Source organism: Pseudomonas sp. D2002, from assembly GCF_013385735.1.
GTDB lineage: Bacteria > Pseudomonadota > Gammaproteobacteria > Pseudomonadales > Pseudomonadaceae > Aquipseudomonas.
Genome location: NZ_JACAPL010000005.1, coordinates 280,077 through 299,554, shown reverse-complemented (window position 1 = coordinate 299,554; position 19,478 = coordinate 280,077). Strand labels below are relative to the sequence as shown.

Below are 19,478 nucleotides of genomic sequence, written 5' to 3'. Positions count from 1 at the left end.
AAAGCCGCCTGCAATAGGTGGCCCGTGGCTCCTCTGTCGGGGTCGCTCAGCCAAACCGCCCGGTAATATAGTCCTCCGTCTGCTTCATCTTCGGCTTGGTGAAGATCTCGTCCGTATTCCCATACTCAATCAATTCCCCCATGAACATGAACGCGGTGTTGTCCGACACCCGCGCGGCTTGCTGCATGTTGTGGGTCACGATAATCACCGTGTACTGCGCTTTCAGCTCAGTGATCAATTGCTCGATGCGCCCGGTGGAAATGGGGTCGAGCGCTGAGGTCGGTTCGTCCAGCAGCAACACCTGCGGGCGCAGCGCGATGGTGCGCGCGATGCACAGTCGTTGTTGCTGGCCGCCGGAGAGGCTTTGGGCGCTCTGGTTGAGTTTGTCTTTGACTTCATCCCACAGGGCGCCGCCGCGCAGGGCTTGTTCGACGCGGTCGTTCATCTCACGGCGCGAGAGTTTTTCGTGGTGGCGCACGGCGTAGGCGATGTTGTCGTAGATCGACATCGGGAACGGCACCGGCTTTTGGAACACCATGCCGACGTGGCTGCGCAGGCGGTTCATTGAGTAGCCGGGGGCGAGGATGTTTTCGCCGTTGAGCAGCACTTCGCCACGTGCTTCCTGCTTCGGGTACATCGAGTAGATGCGGTTGAACACGCGCAGCAAGGTGGACTTGCCGCAGCCGGAGGGGCCGATGATGGCGGTGATGCGCTTTTCCGGAATGTCGATGTCGATGGATTTCAGCGAGCGTTGGTGGTTGTAGAAAAACTCCAACCCGCGCACCTGGATTTTGGTTTTTTCGGGAACAATGCCGGTGGCGTCCATCAGTGAGACCTATTGCGTAAAAGGATCAGGCGAGATGCCAGGCTGAGCACCAGCACGAACAGTGTGAGCACCAGGGCGCCGGCCCACGCGAGTGAGTGCCAGTCGTCGAACGGGCTCATGGCGTACTGGAAGATAACCACCGGCACACTGGCAATCGGCTTGAGCAAGTTGCTGCTCCAGAACTGGTTGCCAAAGGCGGTGAACAGCAGCGGTGCGGTTTCCCCGGTGATTCGCGCCAGGGCCAGCAGGATGCCGGTGACCACCCCGGCCTTGGCCGCTCTCAACACGATCTGCAAGGTCAGCTTCCATTGCGGCACACCCAGTGCCAGCGCGGCCTCGCGCATGGTGGAAGGTTGCAGTTGGAGCATTTCATCGGTGGTGCGCACCACCACTGGAATCACCAGCAGGGCCAGGGCCAAGGCGCCGGCAATGGCGGAAAAACCAACCTGGTGATTGGTCAGCAGGTTGAGTGGCAAGATCACGCCGGTGTAGATAAACAAACCCAGCACAATCGAAGGCGCCGACAGCAGGATGTCGTTGATAAACCGCACCGTGGTGCCCAGGCGTGAGTGGCGTGCGAACTCTGCCAGCCAGATACCGGCCATCAACCCAATGGGCGTGCCGATCAGCAGTGCGATGGCAGACATCAATGCGCTGCCATAGAACGCGTTGGCCAGGCCGCCTTCGGTGCCGGGCGGCGGCGTCATCTGGGTAAACAGGCGCAGGTTGAGGGCCTGGAACCCATTGATGATGGTGGTCAGCAGAATCCACGCCAGCCACAAAAGGCCGAAGGCCGTCGCGCCGCAACTGAGGAACATTGCCACCGTGTTTTTTAACGCGCGTTTTCGGTACAGGCGTTCGTTGGCGTTCATAACCCTTCCTTGCGCGACAGGCGCATCAGCATCAGGCGCGCCAGTGCCAGCACCACAAAGGTCACGATAAACAGCAAGAAGCCCAGCGCGATCAGCGCGGAGCGGTGCAGGTCGGTGTAGGCCTCGCTGAATTCATTGGCGATCACGGACGCAATCGAACTGCTGGGCATCAGCAGCGAGGCGGAGAATTGTTGGGCGTTGCCCAGTACGAAGGTCACCGCCATGGTCTCGCCAAGGGCACGGCCCAAACCGAGAAAGATCCCGCCGACAACGGCCGAGCGCGTATAGGGCAAGACGATGTCCCACACCACTTCCCACGTTGTGCTGCCAAGCGCGTAGGCCGATTCTTTCAATGGCGTCGGCACACTGCGAAACACCTCATGCATCACCGAGGTGATAAACGGCATGATCATCACCGCCAGCACAATCCCGGCAGTCAACATGCCGATCCCCAGCGGCGGGCCCTGGAACAGCGAGCCAATAAAGGGCAGAGCGCCGAGGTAGTCGTTGATCAAGGGCGACAGGTGCTCAGCCATAAACGGCCCGAACACGAACAAGCCCCACATGCCATAGATGATCGAAGGAATACCGGCGAGCAATTCAATCGCCGACGCGACCGGCATCTTGAGCCAGGGCGGCGCGACCTCGGTGAGAAAAATCGCAATGCCAAAACTCACCGGCACCGCAATCAGCAAGGCCAGGAATGAGGTGACCAAAGTGCCGTAAATCGGCACCACGGCGCCAAAGTGGTTGTTCACCGCATCCCATTCGGTGCTGGTGATAAAGCTGAAACCAAAGGTCTTGAACGCCAAACCGCCGCCCCACAGGGTCGAGGCCGCAATGGCACCCAGCAGTGCCAACACCAGCATGGCGGCGCCGAACATCGAGCGTTTAAACCACAGATCGTGGCGTTGATCGCGGGTGGCACGGCGGTCGCCCGCGGTGTCGCCTGCGTGAGAAGTCATGACCAGCGAGTGGACGGTGTCGTTCATATCAGATGTGCTCACCGCCTTGCGCAGTCAATGCGCAAGGCGGCCGTAGGACGAATCAGTTGGCGAAGTCAGACTTCCAGTAACCTTCGATTCGCGACACCAGGGAGTCCGGCAGGGCTACGTAGTCCAGCGCCGCTGCCTGTTGCTGGCCTTTTTCCAGTGACCACTTGAAGAAGCTGAACGCCGCCTGGCTTTGCTCGGCATTCTTCGGCTGCTTGTACATGATGATCCAGGTGGTCGCCGTGATCGGCCACGCGCCTTCGCCTGGGGCGTTGGTCATGATCAGGTTGAAGTCTTTGGCATTCGCCCAGTCGGCGGTATCTGCGGCGGCCTGGAATGCCTTGGCATCAGGTTTGACGAATTTCCCCGAAGCGTTTTTCAGTTGGGCATAGGTCATTTTGTTCTGCAGGGCGTAGGCGTATTCCACGAAACCGATGGAGTTCTTGATCTGCTTCACGTAGGCCGAAACGCCTTCGTTACCCTTGCCGCCCACACCGACCGGCCACGGCACGGTGGTGCCGAACCCCACCTTGGTTTTCCAGCTGTCACTGACTTTGGCCAGGTAGTTGGTGAAGTTGTACGAGGTGCCCGAGCCGTCGGAACGGTGCACCACGGTGATGTTCGCCACCGGCAGGTTCAAGCCGGAGTTGAGGGCGGCGATGGCCGGGTCGTTCCAGGCCTTGATGTCGCCGAGGAAAATCTTCGCGAGCACGTCGCCATCGAGTTTCAACTGGCCAGCCGCTACGCCCTCGACGTTCATCACCGGCACGATGCCGCCAATCACGCTGGGGAACTGGCCCAGGCCGCCGGCTTTGAGTTCATCGGCCGACAGCGGGGCGTCGGAGGCGCCGAAGTCAACGGTGGCCGCCTTGATCTGGGCGATGCCGCCGCCGGAGCCGATCGACTGATAGTTGATGCGGTTGCTGGAGTTCTTGCTGTAGTCCTGCGACCACTTGGACAGCACCGGGTAGACGAAACTGGAGCCGGCGCCGGTAACGTCGGTGGCGTGGGCCACGCCGCTCAAGCACAGGGCAGCGAACAGAACAGACAGACTTTTTTTAGTCGGCAACATCACGACAACACCTCAAGGGAAGGGGTAAGTGGATAGGTCCACCTGTCTAAGACGTGACGATTTAATTCCTGAGATATGTCTGTTTAATGACGGTTTGGCTTTATGAAGAAACATTTAGAAATGTTTGCAGCGGTGAACGTGGGTTGCCCACGTCCACCGCCGCCGTGCGACTTAGTTGATGCTCTGCTCTATCCCGGCCTGCAACACCTGGCTGTCACTGTGCCCGCCGACCCGCAGTGGCCCAAGGTTGAAAGCCTGATCCTTACGCGTGGCGTCGTCCTGTTTCCGGGTCAGTTCATCCTTGGCGCCCAAGGCCAGGTTGACCGGTGATTTCGACAGGTTCAGCCCGACATCGGCCCGGTAGTCGCTGCCGGCCAGTGTCGTCGCCTTGACCGTGGAACCGCCGAGGTCGACCTTGCCCTTGTCCGCGCTGATCTGCGCACCCGTGAGGCGTGTTTCGCCACTCACGTGCAGAGTGACGCCCTGAGTGCCGCGCAGGCCCGACGCCTGGGTGACGCTGTCTTTCACCACGTGGCTGACGTCCAGATTCAACGTTGGGGTGTAGGACGTATCGCCACTTTTGTCGCCGAACAGCACGTTTTCGGCGGTATTGGCCACCGAGCTGCCGGTGGTGTTCTTGCCGCTGACGGTGTAGCTGTCCGTGGTTTTTGGCCAGACTTTTTCCTTGAGGTTGGACAGGCGAGTGCCCACGGCGTCCTTCTTGTCCGCCAGGTAAGCCTTGGCTTGATCCAGGCGTGTGCCAAAGGCGCCACGGGGCTCGGGGTTCACGTCGTAGCTACCGCTGCGGGTGAGTTTTTCGCCCAGGCGCTCCTTGGCGTTGATCACGCTCTCTTTGGCCGAGGCCAGGTGCTCGGTGCCCTTGTCGACGGCGTTCTCCAGCTTTTCGCGGTGTTTTTCAAACGCGCCCTCGGCCTTGGCTTGCACCTTGTCCTTGAGCGGGCCGCTGGCCTTGGCCAGTTTGTTGACCACACCCGGTTGGTTTTTCTCGACGTCGAGCCGGGTGTCGACGTTGACCTGGGTGCTGCTGACGTGGTCCTTGCGGCTCTCGACGACGAGGTTGCCGCCCACGTTGCCGCTGACCTGCTCGGCTTGAATCCGCGCGCCGGCCAGATGGGTATCACCGGCACTGTTGATCACCACCTTATTCGCCTTGATCAGGCTGTCGTGCTGGGTGGTGCCTTGCAGGTGATCGACGTCGACCTTGACCCGCGCATTGATGCCGTACTGGGTTTTGGCTGTGTCGTGTTCACCGGCGTCGGCCAGGGCTGTTTTGCCGCCGCTGCCACCTGCGCCCAAAGTCACGCCCCAGCTGTTATGCGCTTGGGTGGATTGTGCCGACTCTTGCAAAATGCCGCCGTTTTGCGCCGCCAGGTTGACCCTGTCGGCCACTACTTGGGTGCCTTGCAGGTGGATGGCATCCGCCGCGTCAGCGCCACTGGCGAGGGTAACGTTGCCGTTGCTGTGCAATTGCCCGACCACTACGCCCTGATCGTTCTCGGAAACCTTGCCGATGTTGAAGTTGGCGCTCAGGCTACCGGTTGTACCGCTGCTTTCGGCACTGCTGGTCTTGCCGGCTCCCACCGTCAAGCCGCCGCCCAGGTTGCTGCCGCTGCTGACATGGTTTTCGGTGGCCGCTTGCAGGTTCAATTTGCCGCCGGCGTTGAGGCTGATGTCACCGGTCTTCGCGGTGCTGCTGCCGATCTGAGTGCCTTGCAGGGTCATGTCGCCGCCACTGCTCAGTTGGATCGGCCCGTTGCCGTGGAGCGTCGCGACACGTGCCTGGCTGTCCTGGGTGTCGAGGCGTTTGTTATCCAGTTGAACGCCGGCACCCAGGTTCACGTTCGTACCATTGCTGCCCGGCGCTGTGCCCACCGTCAACGAGCCGCTGCCGCGCAGGCTGTTGTCGGTTTTGTTTTGGGTATCGCTGGCCTGGTTCAGTGCCAATTCGCCTCCGGCCTTGAGGTTGACGCCTGCCTGGCCACCGTTGAAGTGGCTGCCTTCATAGCGTGCATCGCCTTGGGTCTGAATGCTCACACCCTGAGCCCCGGCGTAGCTGCCGACCACCGCCGTGCTGCTTGATTCGCGCACATCACTGCTGCCGCCGGTGCCGCTGCCGCGCACGTTCAAGTCTTCACCCGTGGTGGTGTAAACCCGCACGCCCGCCTTGGCGTCCACGCCTTGCTCGCTGCTGCTGTGAGTGTTGGCGGCTGCGGTGGCAAGGTGCTCGCCGGCATTGATCTTGAGCCCGCCCTCGCTGGCGCGGTATTGAGTGCCTTGATCCTTCACGGTGTTGGCGACATTGACCTGCACCGTTCCACCACTGAACTGGCTGACCACCGCGGTGCTGTCCTGCTGTGTGCGGGTCTTTTGGGTATGACCGACTTCCACATCCAGCCCGACATTCGGCTGCTCAAACGCATCGAGCAAACCTGGCTGATGGAATTTGGCCTGGGCCACGCCCTCGACGGCTTTTTCGACCGGCCGGGTGATGCCTTTGTATTCGACATTGGCGCCGACATCGGCGGTCCAGCCATTCTCCTTGTGGGTGCTGGTCTCGGTGTTATGCGCCGCCTGGTTATCGACCTGGGCAGCGTTGACCTGCAACTCGGAGCCGGCCTTGACCTGCGCGCCTTGGCTGGTCAGGGTGTTGCCGGCGTTGATCGTCAGCTTGCCGGCCGCCGCTACATTGCTGGTTTGCGCGGTGGTTTTGTTGCGGGTGTCATCGCTGCTCTGATGGCTGAATTGCGCACCATTGCCGGCCCGGTCCAGGCCACCGGTGTAGTACACGCCGCCCGCAGTGGTGGTCGTGTCGGTTTGGTTGCGGGTGCTGTCATCCGCCGCCAGCAGCTCGACGTTTTTGCCGCTCACGGTCGCGTCGCCCTGGGTGGCCTTGAGCTCAGAGCCCTTGATGCTCACATCGCCACCCGCGGTGACGGCCAGGCTGCCACCGCTGAGGCTGGCTGCCTGCTGCCGGGTGGTGTCGGTCTTAGCTGTTTGCTGTTGATCTTCATAGGTGACACCCGCGCGGTACTGACGGCTGCCTTCGGCGGTTTCCTTGGCGTAGCCATCGAAACCACGGGTGTGAGTGCTGGTGGTATCGCTGGAGGTGTTTTGCGCCGAAGCGACCTTGATATCGCCCTTGGCGTGCGCCTGCAATGAACCTGTGGCAGCCACTTGAGAGCCACTGACTTCGATGTCCTTGGCGCTTTGCAGTCTGAGATTACTGTCCGATCGCAGGTTGCTGGCGACGGTGGTGCTGTCCTTGAGGTTCTTGCGGCTTTCATCCTTTGTAATGCCGAAGAACTTACTGTCGTTGCTGTAGCTATTGTCGTGGGAGGTGTCTTGTACGCCGTCGATCACCAGCGAGCCTTTGTCGCTGATGACGCTGGCCTGTTTGCCGCCGCGCGCCTGGCTGCCGCTGATACGCACGTCATCGGCCTTGACGATCAACTTGCCGTCGGCATTCACCTTGCTGCCGGTGTTCAAGGTTTTGCCCTTGTCACCGTCGCCGCTTTTGCCGAAGAAGCTGCCGCCCGTGAGGTCGCCGGCGTAGGCGTTATCGCTGCTGCGCTGGGTGCGGCTGGCGCTCCCGATGTCCACCTGACGGCCGGCCAATTGAATGTCGCCCGCCGATTTCAGCTCGGCGCCCTGCAACTGCAGTTTCTGCTGGCTGGTCAGGTCCAGCGTTTTGCCGGCGTTGAGGCTGCTGGTGACGCTGCGTTGTTCACTGCTGGATGTGTCCCAGTTGGCCTTCCACAGGTGCTTGCGGTGGTTGCCGTGATCGCGAGTTTCATGGGTTTCGGTGGCAGCGTTCACTTGCAGGTTGGCACCGCTGTTGACGCGCAAGGCGTCGCCGGCTTCGACCTTGCTGGCGGTGAGGGTGGTGTTGGCGCCGGACGACAGCGCGGCATTCTGTTGCGCGACGACATGGTTGCCGTGCTGGCGCGAGTCCTTGTCGGTGGTGGTGCGGTCATAGGTTTCGTAGGTGAACAGGAAGTTGCTGTTGTTCCACTGTTCACGTTTTTCCTGGAGCTTGCGGCTTTCCAGGCTGCTGAGGGTCAGGTTGCGGCTGGCGTCGAGTTTGACGTTGCGCCCGCTGACGTCCGCAGCGGCGAGGCTCAAGTCCTTGGCGCTGTGCAAGTCAACATCGCCCTGGCGGCTGTGCACGCCGGCGCGGGTGGCCTCAAGGCTGTCGGCGTGCACCTGGCCGCTGATGTCGAGGTCGCCGGCCGAGCTGACCTTCACGCCGTCGCGGCCTTCCACTTGCACGGCGCCCACACGCACGCCGGCGCCTTCGGCGGTACTGATGATATTGATACGCCCGGCTTGCATCGCGCCGAACAGGCGGGCGTCGATGCGCTGGTCCTGGGTCTTGCTCGCCGGGTCGACCTGACGCACTTGGCCGCTGGCGTAGTCGACCTGATTGCGGCCGACCGTGAGGTTCAATTGATCCCGCGCACTGAGGCGCCCATCGCTGTCGATGTGCGGCGCGATCAGGTGGATGGAGCCCGCGTCGTTTTGCAGGCCCTGGCCTTGCACCGTCAACTGGCCGCTTGCATCGCGAGTGTTCAAACCTTGCAGCTTGCCGTCGTTGAGCTCGGGGCGGCCCACCACCAGGTTGGCATTCGGGGTGTTGATGAAGCTGCCGCCGTTCACGGAAATGCCGTTCGGGTTGGCCAGTACATAATCGGCGGCGCGGCCGAAAATCTCCTGGGCGCCGTTGATGGCCGAGGCGTTGCGGCTCACCACTTCGTTGAGGATCACGCTGGCCGCCTGGCCCTGGAACTGCGGGTTGGCTGCCAACTGCCCGGCGAGTTGCGATTGGCCCGCCTGCAACGCGTTGTTCAGCACCACGCCCTGGCGGTCGACGTTGTAGTCCAGAAACTGGTTGTGGGACAGGCCGCCGGCATTCGGCGCGACGATGTTGACAATGGGCACGCCGCCCTGGTTTTGCAGCTGCGGCGTGCCGCCAGGCCCTTCAACGACGGTCACGCCACCGGCCAGCACCAGCTGCGGCAGCAGGAAGAGGCTGGCGATGGCCCAGCGCAGTTTGCCCTGAGGGGAAAGGTGAAACGTGTGTGTGGCAGTCGGCATAATAAATTCGCTCTGTGTTGGCTGATCCACGACGTGCGTTGTTCGGTGCAACACTGGTGTAGTGGTCAGGTACGGCGGTTATTTCAGGCTAATCATGTGTCAGCTCATCTCTGCAAGCTCAAATCTGCACGCTAAGGCGCGTCAGCCAAACCTCCGGCTCCTGGCCAAACCCTGTGGGTGTGTTGAGGCTGCGTTGGTAATCGAGGTCGAGCTGCAGGTTCTTCCAGCTCAGGTTGAGCCCGACGCTGGCGCCGCTCAGGCGTTGGCCCTGGGCGCCGTGTTCGCGCTTGACCCAGCCGTTGTCCAGGCCCAGGCGCGGGGTGATTTTTATCGGCAGGTCGCTGCTGAGCGGCAGGCGCAAGGTGTTGCGCCACACCGCACCGATGGCACCGGACGCGATGTATTCGCGGTAGCCACGCACCGCCGAGTCGTCGGTGCCCAGCAGTTGTTCGATGGCGGGCAAGGCGTCCGGGCTGTATTGCGCTGACAGCTGGCTCTGCCATTGCCACGGTTGCCCCTGCCATTGGCCGTTGCGCCATTGGGTGAGGTTGGCGCGGTACTTGTGGAATTGCGCCTGGGGCAGGTTTTTTTGCGTTTGCTCGGCATCGCGATCAGCACCGAACCACGTCAGGCCTTGGGCGTAATTGACGTCGAGGTTCCACACCGCGCTGTTGAGCCAGAACAGGTTCAGGCCCGCCTCGGCCACGGTCAGTGTTGGGCTCTGGATGCCCAGGCGGACCTTTTGCAGGTAGCTGTCGACGTCCTTGTAGGCCAGTTGCAGGTTTGCACTGAGTTGATGGCCCTGGTCGCGCCACAGCACGCGGTCGGTGCGCAAACTGACCTGATCGGTGCGGCCGCTGTTATACAAGGTGGTGCGACTGAGCTTGAACGGCGAGCGGTATTCGGCATGGCTGGCGAACAGGCTGTAGGTCCAGTAACCGTAAGGGATGGCATAAAACAGGCTGTTGCTGCGGCTGTAACGCGGCCCGTGGTTGAGCGTGTCGCTGAAGCTCAGGTTGAGCGAATCGTTGAGCTCCAGCGGGCTGTCCAGGCTCAGGTTGATCGCATTGCGATCACGCCCGGTGCCGGCGCTGCCGAGGTTATCCAGCCCAAGTCCCAAGGCCCAGCGCGAAGCCTTACTGCGCGAGCGCAGGATGATGCGCGAGGCGCCAGGTTCACTGCCGGGAGCAATGTCGGCGGTGAGGTCCACCGAGCGCAGGCGGTTGAGCTGGTCCAGGCCTTGCTCCAGGTCGCGCAGGTTCAGCGGCTGGCCGAGCATTCCGGGAAATGCCCCGGTTAACGACACGGGCAGGCTCTGGTCGGCCAGTTCGATGGCTTCCAGGTAACCTTCTTCGACGTGAATATCCAGCGGCAGCCCGGCGGCCGGCGCGCTGATCAGGTACGGGCGGCTGGCGATATAGCCGGCTTCCACATACAGCTGGGTGATCTCGGCCAGCAAGCGGTTGATCTGGGTGACGCCCATGCACGGCGCCACGTAGGGCTCAATGCGTTTGTTCAGTTCGGCCCTGTTGAACAGCGTGACCCCGGCCAGGCGTGTACCGCTGAGCGGCCAGCAGCGTTCATCTTTGTCGACAGCGTTGGGCAAGGCCGGCGTGGCCGGTTGACTACCGAAACTGCCGCGTTGCATCTGCCGCTGGCGCTGCTCCAGTTGTAACTGTTGCAGGTCGCGCTGTTGTTGCTGCTGCAAGCGCAGGGTTTCCTGGCCGGGCTGCGGGCCATCGGCGGCTGCCACCGGCAACGCGCACAGGCAGAGCAGGGCGACACTCCATCTGCGGATACAGCAAAGGCGTTGGGTTGAGGGCTGGTTTGGCACTCGACATCCTTAACGTAGAAATACACACAATTCATGCCCCTGAGCCAAACCGTGAGCTCAGGGTATGCCGCACTTGAGTCATCTTTAAACGGATTGTTACATCGGCTGTAGGATTTATTACATAAAACGTGAGGAATGCCGCGTTATTCAGGAAATAAATGCACATTTTTAGTGCGAAGGTGCAGGCGAACGCCTGATAAGCCACGTATCTTCGGGGAGGATGAGACGGCGGAGGTACGAAGATCGTTTTTGATTGTTGCAGCGAAATCGCTTAATCGGGGCGTTTATAGCGCAAGCGCACGCCGGATAAAACCGGGCAGTCACGAACAGATTAAAAGGTCATAAAATGAAGCCTAAAAACCGCCAAAGTCCTTGAAATGCTTGGGATTGTCGGACAATCCAGCAGATGAAAAACTCTTCATAAACGCTCCGCTCGAAGGTTGGTAGTTTTCCCAGCGCTGCCCAATAATTCGAGTCCTAATAATGAATAACAAAACTCTTAAAGGCGCCTTGGCGCTCTCCGTTTCGCTCGCCTCCACACAACTGCTCGCCGGTGGTTTTGCGCTCAATGAACAAAGCGTCAGTTCAATGGGCACGGGCTACGCCGGGCGTTCTTCCTCGGCCGATGACGCCAGCACGGTGTTCGGCAACCCGGCCGGCATGTCCCGCCTCAAGCACAATGAAGTCAGCATCGGCGCGACTTACCTCGATGCCAAAACCAATATCAAGGACGCCAGCTCCAGCCAGGGCGGCGTCGATAACCCCGGCACCAACAAGGGCGACATGGTGCCTGGCATTGCCGTGCCGATGGGTTACCTGGTCACGCCGATCGATGAGCACTGGGCGTTTGGCCTGGGGGTTTACGCACCGTTTGGCCTGGTGACCGACTATGAACACAGCTTCCAGGGCAATGGCTTTGGCAATAAGAGCAAGATTCAAGTCACGACCGTGCAGCCGACCGTCAGCTACGCGTTCAATGACAAGGTGTCGGTAGGTTTCGGCCCGACCTTCAACAAGATCAGCGGCGAGCTGGACTCCAAAGTCCCGGCGTTCGGCCTCGGCACCGAAGCGGTGAAAATCAAGGGCGACGACACCGCGATGGGTTTCAACGCCGGTATCTTGGTGCAGGCGCTGGACAGCACCCGCATCGGCGTCACCTACCATTCGCAAGTGGTGTATCACCTGAGCGGCCATACCCAAGCCTCGGGCGTGCTGTCCGATCTGTTGGACGGCGGGCCGCAAAAGTATGACGCCAAGCTGAACGTCACCACGCCTTCTTCCGTGGACTTCTCGGTCACTCACCAGTTGACCGATGCCTTGACCCTCTACGTGGGCAGCACCTACACGCGCTGGAGCCAGTTGAAGAAAATCACGGTGAACAACGCCGGCGTGTCGGATATTACGGCTGAGCTGGCAGGCCTGGGCTCCATCACCGAAGAGCAGCACTGGCACGACACCTGGTCCCATGCCATCGGCCTGTCGTATCAGCTCAACAAACAACTGGTGCTGCGCACCGGCTTCTCGGTGGACGAGACGCCGACCAACAACACCGACCGTTCTGTACGTATTCCTACGGGCGACCGTACCGTATTCAGCGTGGGTGCCGGCTGGACGCCTGTGGATAACCTGACCTTTGACGTGGCCTATTCCTACCTGAAGGAAGAACCGATCAAGGTTCGCGACAACAACCCTCAGTTAGCGCTGAACTACGACGCCAAGTATGAAAACAGCGCGAATGGGTTTGGTGGTTCGGTGACTTACCGCTTCTGATCGATGCAATCCGGCGAAGAGCCAGTTTTTTGGCATGGCTCTTTGCCGGTTTTGTTGACATCAATGCTGTCATTTACGGCGCGTGTTGGTTAGATTGAAAGCTACTCAGCTTTTAAGACATGGACTGTCATGACCACGCTAACGCCTGTTATCGCGACCAATCCCCTTATTGTTCGGGCTGCGACCACCGCGCCTCCCGCCACCCTGGCGAACACTGTCGACGTCTCACCGACGCGGCCTTCGGCAGTGGTCAGCCTTGGCAATCCGGCAGCCAATGTCGTCGATACCTATTCTCGAAACGGCTTGTTGCCCGGCCAGGAAAGCGTGCGGACCTGGGAAAACAACAGCGATGATTCGATCACCTGGGTCATCAACTCCGGCTTCCACTCGGTCACTACGGCCGGCCGCTACAGTGGGCTGGGCGCTGCGTTGGTGGACCAATTCACCAAAGGTGGCGGTGCCGCTATTTCCCAGTCGCTGCTCAACACCACCGCTGACCGCGCCGGCGACACCGATGCAATCAAGGCGGACCAGACGCTGCTGCACAGCAAGGCCGACAACCAAGTCAGCCTCAGCATCAAGACTGCCAGCGGCAAGACCGTCACGTTCAGCCTGTCCAGCCAGAAAGATGGCCTGGGCGTACAGGCCACCGTAGAAGGCGGGGAGTTGACCGCCGATGAACTCAAGGCCGTCGGCCAGTTGGGCAGCGCATTCCAGGCCTCGGTCGACGGGCTGACCGCCGTGCCGCCGAAACTCGACTTGAGCAGGCTGACTCAGTTCGACGCCAAGCTGCTGTCGTCGGTGGACCTCAATGCCAAAGTGAAGGCCTCGAACGAAGAGGACATTACCCTGGCCTTTCATGCCGACAGCGAGAGCCGTACCACGCGCATGAGTGGCCCGGCGGGTCAGATTGACCTCACGGTGGACCTGAGAAACGCGGCGATCCTCGGCAATGCCAAGCAGCAGGCCAAGGCGCTGCAAACCTACCTGGCGCAGTTCGACCGCGTCGAGCGGCGCGGCAGTGCCAACGCGGACCTGATGGCCATGTTCAAGGACGCGTTCAGCGCCATGAACAGCAACTATCCGCCCGGGGCTGGCACTGCAAACCCGCTGACGAATAACCCGACCGACAGAGGCTTGCTGACGGGCCTGGCTGACTTCAAGGCCTCGATCAAACAGGCGGCGGGCGCGCCCAATTCGATGCGTCGGTCGGAAGTTGAGGGCTTTTCCTACAGCGTGTCGCAGAAGACCCAGGTCAATGGCCGCAGCACGGGCGACCGCAGCGTCACCCAGAACCAGCAATCGCTGCTGTCGGCGAGCTTCCATAAAGGCCTCGACGGTGGCAAACCGCCGGTTTTTGACGGCTCTCGCGAATCGCAGAATTACCTGTATGTGCAAGTGCAGGACAAGGCCAGCAGCACCGCAACCTTCGCCTATAAAGATGGCCGACTGACGAATGCGTCCGTTACCCAATCGGCTTCCCAGAACACCCACACGCAGAAGTACGTGATGGGCAACCGGGTGGAAGACAGCGTGGTGCCGAAGGAAGCCTCCATCAGGCGCGACTACCTGACGCTGCTTGAGCACGCCGCCCAGGCGAGCAAAAAGTCCAAGGATGCCCTGGAGCAGTCAACCTTGAAGGATGCCTTGGCCAACATGCATGACTCGATCCTGTTGCAGAACGATCCGGATGTGCTGATGCGCTGACGTTCGGCGTGATCAAAGCGGGAAGGCCCAGTGATGCGCCTTCCCGTTTTTTTTGCCCGATGAGCGTGCCTACGCGGACCAGATTAGGCTTTTGAATCCATTCGATATTCTGTAGCCTTGCGCAGCTTCACCCGTGCTTGATGAACACAATCACTTCGTCCGGCGGCGCCCGAAGGGCTCCAGAGCCGGTGGTACACTCGACTTTCGCGCTTACTGCGCCTGCAGGTCTTGCGAACATGACGCAAATTTCCGAACGCCTACTGGTCCAAGCCCACCTCGACGCCAAGCAGCCCAAGGCGCTGAGCGCCGAAGAAGAGGCGAGCCTGCGTGCCGCCATCGCCGCCGAGCTCAAGGCTCAGGACGCGGTGCTGGTCGCCCACTTCTATTGCGACCCGGTGATTCAGGCCCTGGCCGAAGAAACCGGCGGCTGTGTCTCCGATTCCCTGGAAATGGCCCGCTTCGGCGCTGCCCACCCGGCCAAGACCGTACTGGTCGCCGGTGTGCGTTTCATGGGCGAGACCGCCAAAATCCTCACCCCCGAAAAACGCATCCTGATGCCCACCCTGGAAGCCACGTGCTCCCTGGACCTGGGCTGCCCGGTGGATGAGTTTTCGGCGTTTTGCGACCAGCATCCCGAGCGCACCGTGGTGGTGTATGCCAACACCTCGGCGGCGGTCAAAGCCCGGGCGGATTGGGTCGTCACCTCAAGCTGCGCGCTGGAAATCGTCGAAAGCCTGATGGACAACGGCGAGACAATTATCTGGGGCCCGGACAAGCATCTGGGTACATACATTCAGCGCCAGACCGGTGCGGACATGTTGCTGTGGGACGGCGCGTGCATCGTCCACGAAGAGTTCAAGTCCAAGCAGCTCGAAGACATGAAGGCGCTGTACCCGGACGCCGCGATCCTGGTGCACCCGGAGTCGCCCACGGCGGTGATCGAGCTGGCGGACGCCGTAGGGTCCACCAGCCAACTGATTGCCGCAGCCCAGCGGTTGCCGAACAAGACCTTTATCGTCGCCACCGACCGCGGCATTTTCTACAAGATGCAGCAGCTGTGCCCGGACAAGGTCTTCGTTGAGGCGCCGACCGCCGGTAACGGCGCAGCCTGCCGCAGTTGCGCACACTGCCCGTGGATGGCAATGAATACGCTGGAGCGCACGCTGCAATGTTTGCGTGAGGGCAGCAATGAGATCTTTGTTGAGCCGTCAGTGATTCCGCAGGCGGTAAGGCCGCTCAAGCGCATGCTGGATTTCACTCAGGCTGCGCGCCTGAAATTGGCCGGCAACGCCTGACCTGAGGCGAGCACGGTAAGAAAATGTGGGAGCGGGCTTGCTCGCGAATGCAATGTGTCAGTCGATACATATGGTGACTGATCCACCGCATTCGCGAGCAAGTCGAATCGTCGCACCGCCGCTCCCACATTTGGATCTCCACTCTTTCTGGAGTTACTTCTTCTGCTTCGGAATCCGCACCAACTGCGTATCCGAATAAATGTCATGCCAGCTGCGTTTGTGCTTATCAAACAGCGACCAGATGAACCCCAGCCCCACGCACAACCACGACGCAATCGACACCACAAAGCGCAGCAGCGCCTGCCACAGGCTGATCCGCGAGCCATCGGCGTTCTGCACGCGCACGCCCCACACCTGCATGCCCAGGGTCTGCCCGGAATAGGTCCAGAACTTGGCAAAAAAACCAAACAATACAAAAAACAAAATCGTCGACAGCAGCGGGTCACCGTCCAGCGCGCCGGATTCGGTGAGCGTGCGCATCTTGGCTTCGCCGATAAACGCCATCCACACCAGCTTGTAGATGAACGCGGTGACGATCAGCAGGGCGGTGCACAGCAGAAAGTCATAGAACATCGCTGCCAGGCGACGGCCCAGGCCAACGGCGGGGAAGTCGCCTTGGGGGCTCAGCAGGGGTTTGGACATGGCAGTCTCTCTAGAGAAAAAAGCCATTTTACGAGCAAACGCACATAAAAAAGCCCCTGATGTCACCACCAGGGGCTTTTTGTCGCAGAAGAACTCAGTGGTTTTCTGCTTGTACTTCGTCAGCCTGCATGCCTTTCTGGCCTTGCACGGCAACGAACGTCACTTTCTGGCCTTCTTTCAGGCTCTTGAAGCCGTTGCCTTGAATAGCGCGGAAATGCACGAACAGATCCGGACCGCTTTCTGGAGTGATAAAACCAAACCCTTTCTCGTCGTTAAACCACTTGACGGTACCGCTCTGACGATCAGCCATTTTCTTATTTCCTTGACGCAAAAAATTAATGACAGCCCCTTTCACATGAAAGAGTACTGGGCTGAGTTGCAGGAAAGTAAGAGACGTCGAACGGGTTGTAGCAAACTTTTAGCTACTGCCCAGGTCCAGGTTCAAAGCGACCCATGCAAACACAGTGAACAAACTCTACGCCAACTAATGCAGAAAAAACAAGCCCCGCCAAAAGCCCATGTTTTGCTTGGCTTCGTGACTGTTTGATCAACAAAGTGGATCCCACTTATTCGATAGAGTTGATCACTTGTTATAGGCGCGGGCCTATTACATTGCCTATCGTCAATGCACTGTTTTATGGCGGTTGCGTTACAGTTTAGTGCACGTTAACGCAACCGCGTTACTTATAGAAACAGTCAATCAGCCACGGTAGTAACGTTGCGGTACAAATGGCATTTTACTTACACGTAATGGCACCTTTTTCCCACGCACCAACGCAGACACTTCGGTGTCCAGTGCGATAAAGGCGCTGTCCAGGTAACCCATGGCCAGCGGGCCGCCCAGGGTCGGGCCAAAGCCGCCGCTGCATACGCTGCCGATCACGGTGCCGTGTTCGTCGACGATTTCTGCGCCTTCGCGCACCGGGGTGCGTTCCTGGGGCAGCAGGCCGACTCGCTTGCGGCTCACTCCGGCTTGTTGCTGGGTGAAGATCCGGTCGGCACCCGGGAAGCCACCGGCACGTGCACCGTCGGCGCGCCGGGCCTTGGAGATTGCCCACAACAGGCTGGCTTCAATCGGCGTGGTGTCGGTGTTCATGTCGTGGCCGTACAGGCACAGGCCGGCTTCCAGGCGCAGCGAGTCACGCGCGCCCAGGCCGATGGCCTGCACTTCGGTTTCGGCCAGCAGGCTGCGCGCCAGGCTCTCGGCATTGGCAGCGGGCACAGAGATCTCAAAACCGTCTTCACCGGTGTAGCCGGAGCGGCTGACGTAACAGTCCACGCCCAGCAGGCGCAAGGTGGCGAACTGCATGAACGTCATCTTGGTCACTTCAGGTGCCAGGCGCGCCAGTACCTTCACTGCTGCCGGGCCTTGCAGGGCGAGCAGGGCACGTTCTTCGAAGAGTGGCTCGATGCTGCACTGCTCGCCAATGTGTTTGCGCAGGTGCGCCAGGTCCTGGTCCTTGCAGGCGGCGTTGACCACCAGGAACAGTTCGTCGTTGCCCAGGTTGGCCACCATCAGGTCGTCGAGAATGCCGCCCTGATCATTGGTGAACATGGCGTAGCGCTGCATGCCAACCGGCAAGTCGATGATGTCGACGGGCACCAGGGTTTCCAGGGCTTTGGCGGCGTTTGCGCCGGTCAGGCGGATCTGGCCCATGTGCGACACATCAAACAACCCGGCGTGTTCACGGGTGTGCAGGTGTTCCTTCATCACGCCCAGCGGGTATTGCACCGGCATGTCGTAACCGGCGAAGGGCACCATGCGTGCGCCCAATTCGAGGTGCAGCGCATGCAGTGGGGTTTTCAACAGGGTTTCGGTGGACATATTCAGCTCCTGAAAAACGTGCGGACGCGCTGTTAGGCGTCAGCACTCGATAATGTTGACCGCCAAACCGCCACGGGCGGTTTCCTTGTATTTGCTTTTCATGTCGGCGCCGGTCTGGCGCATGGTGCGGATGACTTTGTCGAGGGACACAAAATGTTGCCCATCGCCGCGCAAGGCCATGCGCACCGCATTGATCGCCTTGACCGAGCCCATCGCATTGCGCTCGATGCACGGCACCTGCACCAACCCGCCAATCGGGTCGCAGGTCAGACCGAGGTTGTGTTCCATGCCGATCTCGGCGGCGTTTTCGACTTGGGACACGCTGCCGCCCAACACCTCGCACAACGCACCGGCCGCCATCGAACAGGCCACGCCGACTTCGCCCTGGCAACCGACTTCAGCGCCGGAGATCGAGGCGTTTTCCTTGTATAAAATGCCGATGGCGGCGGCAGTGAGCAGAAAGCGCACCACGCCGTCTTCGTTCGCGCCGGGGATAAAGCGCATGTAGTAATGCAGCACCGCCGGCACAATCCCGGCCGCACCGTTGGTGGGCGCCGTGACTACACGCCCGCCGTTGGCGTTTTCTTCGTTGACGGCCAGCGCGTACAGGTTGACCCAGTCGAGCACCGACAGCGGGTCGCGCAGCGCTGACTCGGGGTTCTTGCACAGCTGGCGATGCAAAGCAGCGGCGCGGCGCTTGACCTTCAAGCCACCGGGCAGAATCCCTTCGTTGCGACAACCGGCGTCCACGCAGTCTTGCATCACTTGCCAGATCTTCAGCAAGCCGGCGCGAGTTTCCGCCTCCGGGCGCCAGGCACTTTCATTGGTCAGCATCACTTGGCTGATCGACAGCCCGTAGGTGGCGCAATGGCCCAGCAAGTCCTTGGCGTGTTTGAAAGGGAAGGTCAGCGGCGTGGTGTCTTCGACAATCCGGTCGGCGCCGGCCGCGTCTTCATCCACCACAAAACCGCCGCCGACCGAGTAGTACTCGCGGCTGCGAATCTGAATGCCGGCGGCGTCGAAGGCACGAAAAATCATGCCGTTGGGATGGTAGGCGAGGGGTTTGCGAATCATCGCCAAGTGTTCTTTCTCGTTGAACGCAATGCTGTGTTCGCCGAGCAGGTTCAAACGACCATCGCTGCGCATCTGCGCGAGGCGTGCGGCGACAGTTTCGGTATTCACGGTGTCCGGGTGTTCGCCTTCCAGGCCCAGCAGCACGGCCTTGTCACTGCCGTGGCCTTTGCCGGTGGCGCCCAGCGAGCCATAGAGTTCCACCTTGATGCCGGTGGTGGCGCCAAGCAGGTTGTCGCGCTTGAGGCCTTCGACAAATCGGGCGGCAGCGCGCATCGGGCCAACGGTGTGGGAGCTGGAGGGGCCGATGCCAATCTTGAACAGGTCGAACACGCTGAGGGACATGGTTGTTCTCCGGTTTCTTATTATTTTTGAAGACTGGCTCGGTTCAAATGTGGGAGCGGGCTTGCTCGCGAAAGCGGTGTGTCAGTTGATGCATTTGGCGACTGAACCACCG

The 19,478-nt window shown here is 60.5% G+C and carries 13 protein-coding genes; 3 read left to right on the top strand and 10 right to left on the bottom strand.

The annotated features are described in order from the left end of the window. Window positions 1-46 precede the first annotated feature (46 nt). From pstB to HX783_RS11980, 6 genes are all read right to left on the bottom strand, one after another. Window positions 47-826: a phosphate ABC transporter ATP-binding protein PstB gene (pstB, locus tag HX783_RS12005; protein ID WP_159959457.1), complete on the bottom strand. Its 780-nt coding sequence runs from the start codon at window positions 824-826 to the stop codon at window positions 47-49. Beyond that, a complete protein-coding gene (gene pstA, locus HX783_RS12000) occupies window positions 826-1,698 on the bottom strand; it encodes a phosphate ABC transporter permease PstA (protein ID WP_177017014.1) in 873 nt (290 codons plus the stop codon). Before pstA ends, pstB begins: the two co-directional genes overlap by 1 nt. Next, a complete protein-coding gene (gene pstC / locus HX783_RS11995) occupies window positions 1,695-2,690 on the bottom strand; it encodes a phosphate ABC transporter permease subunit PstC (RefSeq protein ID WP_177017013.1) in 996 nt (331 codons plus the stop codon). Before pstC ends, pstA begins: the two co-directional genes overlap by 4 nt. 55 nt (window positions 2,691-2,745) lie before the next feature. After that, the gene (gene pstS / locus HX783_RS11990) at window positions 2,746-3,762 is read right to left on the bottom strand and encodes a phosphate ABC transporter substrate-binding protein PstS (protein WP_177017012.1); all 1,017 of its coding nucleotides are present in this window, start codon (window positions 3,760-3,762) and stop codon (window positions 2,746-2,748) included. Window positions 3,763-3,933: 171 nt separating this feature from the next. Next, window positions 3,934-8,877, bottom strand: a complete 4,944-nt coding sequence (locus HX783_RS11985) for a hemagglutinin repeat-containing protein (RefSeq protein WP_177017011.1) — start codon at window positions 8,875-8,877, stop codon at window positions 3,934-3,936. A gap of 118 nt (window positions 8,878-8,995) precedes the next feature. Further along, window positions 8,996-10,711 (bottom strand): ShlB/FhaC/HecB family hemolysin secretion/activation protein, encoded by a 1,716-nt coding sequence (locus HX783_RS11980; RefSeq protein ID WP_177017010.1) that lies wholly within the window; start codon window positions 10,709-10,711, stop codon window positions 8,996-8,998. A gap of 483 nt (window positions 10,712-11,194) precedes the next feature. Between HX783_RS11980 and HX783_RS11975 the strand changes: the two genes are divergently transcribed. The 3 genes from HX783_RS11975 to nadA all read left to right on the top strand — a co-directional run bounded on the left by HX783_RS11975 (window position 11,195) and on the right by nadA (window position 15,483). Then, on the top strand, window positions 11,195-12,481 hold the full coding sequence (locus HX783_RS11975; protein WP_159959445.1) for an OmpP1/FadL family transporter: 1,287 nt from the start codon (window positions 11,195-11,197) through the stop codon (window positions 12,479-12,481). Between the two features lie 129 nt (window positions 12,482-12,610). Beyond that, on the top strand, window positions 12,611-14,188 hold the full coding sequence (locus HX783_RS11970) for a lactate dehydrogenase (protein WP_256347148.1): 1,578 nt from the start codon (window positions 12,611-12,613) through the stop codon (window positions 14,186-14,188). A 236-nt stretch (window positions 14,189-14,424) separates the two neighbouring features. Further along, window positions 14,425-15,483: a quinolinate synthase NadA gene (gene nadA, locus HX783_RS11965; protein WP_122542851.1), complete on the top strand. Its 1,059-nt coding sequence runs from the start codon at window positions 14,425-14,427 to the stop codon at window positions 15,481-15,483. Window positions 15,484-15,636: 153 nt separating this feature from the next. Here the strand turns inward: nadA and HX783_RS11960 are convergent, their stop codons facing one another. From HX783_RS11960 to HX783_RS11945, 4 genes are all read right to left on the bottom strand, one after another. Continuing rightward, window positions 15,637-16,125: an RDD family protein gene (locus HX783_RS11960; protein ID WP_177017009.1), complete on the bottom strand. Its 489-nt coding sequence runs from the start codon at window positions 16,123-16,125 to the stop codon at window positions 15,637-15,639. Between the two features lie 94 nt (window positions 16,126-16,219). Next, window positions 16,220-16,435 carry a cold-shock protein gene (locus HX783_RS11955; protein WP_177017008.1) on the bottom strand — a complete coding sequence of 72 codons (216 nt, stop codon included), beginning with the start codon at window positions 16,433-16,435 and terminating at the stop codon, window positions 16,220-16,222. Window positions 16,436-16,825: 390 nt separating this feature from the next. Further along, complete coding sequence (gcvT, locus tag HX783_RS11950) at window positions 16,826-17,950, bottom strand: glycine cleavage system aminomethyltransferase GcvT (RefSeq protein ID WP_159959441.1); 1,125 nt, start codon at window positions 17,948-17,950, stop codon at window positions 16,826-16,828. A 39-nt stretch (window positions 17,951-17,989) separates the two neighbouring features. Beyond that, the gene (locus HX783_RS11945; protein ID WP_177017007.1) at window positions 17,990-19,366 is read right to left on the bottom strand and encodes an L-serine ammonia-lyase; all 1,377 of its coding nucleotides are present in this window, start codon (window positions 19,364-19,366) and stop codon (window positions 17,990-17,992) included. Between the last annotated feature and the right edge of the window lie 112 nt (window positions 19,367-19,478).

What these genes read in the sequence shown, in the direction of transcription:
- pstB (WP_159959457.1), bottom strand. Translation starts at nt 826, where the DNA reads ATGGACGCCACCGGCATTGTTCCCGAAAAAACCAAAATCCAGGTGCGC.
- pstA (WP_177017014.1), bottom strand. Translation starts at nt 1,698, where the DNA reads ATGAACGCCAACGAACGCCTGTACCGAAAACGCGCGTTAAAAAACACG.
- pstC (WP_177017013.1), bottom strand. Translation starts at nt 2,690, where the DNA reads ATGAACGACACCGTCCACTCGCTGGTCATGACTTCTCACGCAGGCGAC.
- pstS (WP_177017012.1), bottom strand. Translation starts at nt 3,762, where the DNA reads ATGTTGCCGACTAAAAAAAGTCTGTCTGTTCTGTTCGCTGCCCTGTGC.
- HX783_RS11985 (WP_177017011.1), bottom strand. Translation starts at nt 8,877, where the DNA reads ATGCCGACTGCCACACACACGTTTCACCTTTCCCCTCAGGGCAAACTG.
- HX783_RS11975 (WP_159959445.1), top strand. Translation starts at nt 11,195, where the DNA reads ATGAATAACAAAACTCTTAAAGGCGCCTTGGCGCTCTCCGTTTCGCTC.
- HX783_RS11970 (WP_256347148.1), top strand. Translation starts at nt 12,611, where the DNA reads ATGACCACGCTAACGCCTGTTATCGCGACCAATCCCCTTATTGTTCGG.
- nadA (WP_122542851.1), top strand. Translation starts at nt 14,425, where the DNA reads ATGACGCAAATTTCCGAACGCCTACTGGTCCAAGCCCACCTCGACGCC.
- HX783_RS11960 (WP_177017009.1), bottom strand. Translation starts at nt 16,125, where the DNA reads ATGTCCAAACCCCTGCTGAGCCCCCAAGGCGACTTCCCCGCCGTTGGC.
- HX783_RS11955 (WP_177017008.1), bottom strand. Translation starts at nt 16,435, where the DNA reads ATGGCTGATCGTCAGAGCGGTACCGTCAAGTGGTTTAACGACGAGAAA.
- gcvT (WP_159959441.1), bottom strand. Translation starts at nt 17,950, where the DNA reads ATGTCCACCGAAACCCTGTTGAAAACCCCACTGCATGCGCTGCACCTC.
- HX783_RS11945 (WP_177017007.1), bottom strand. Translation starts at nt 19,366, where the DNA reads ATGTCCCTCAGCGTGTTCGACCTGTTCAAGATTGGCATCGGCCCCTCC.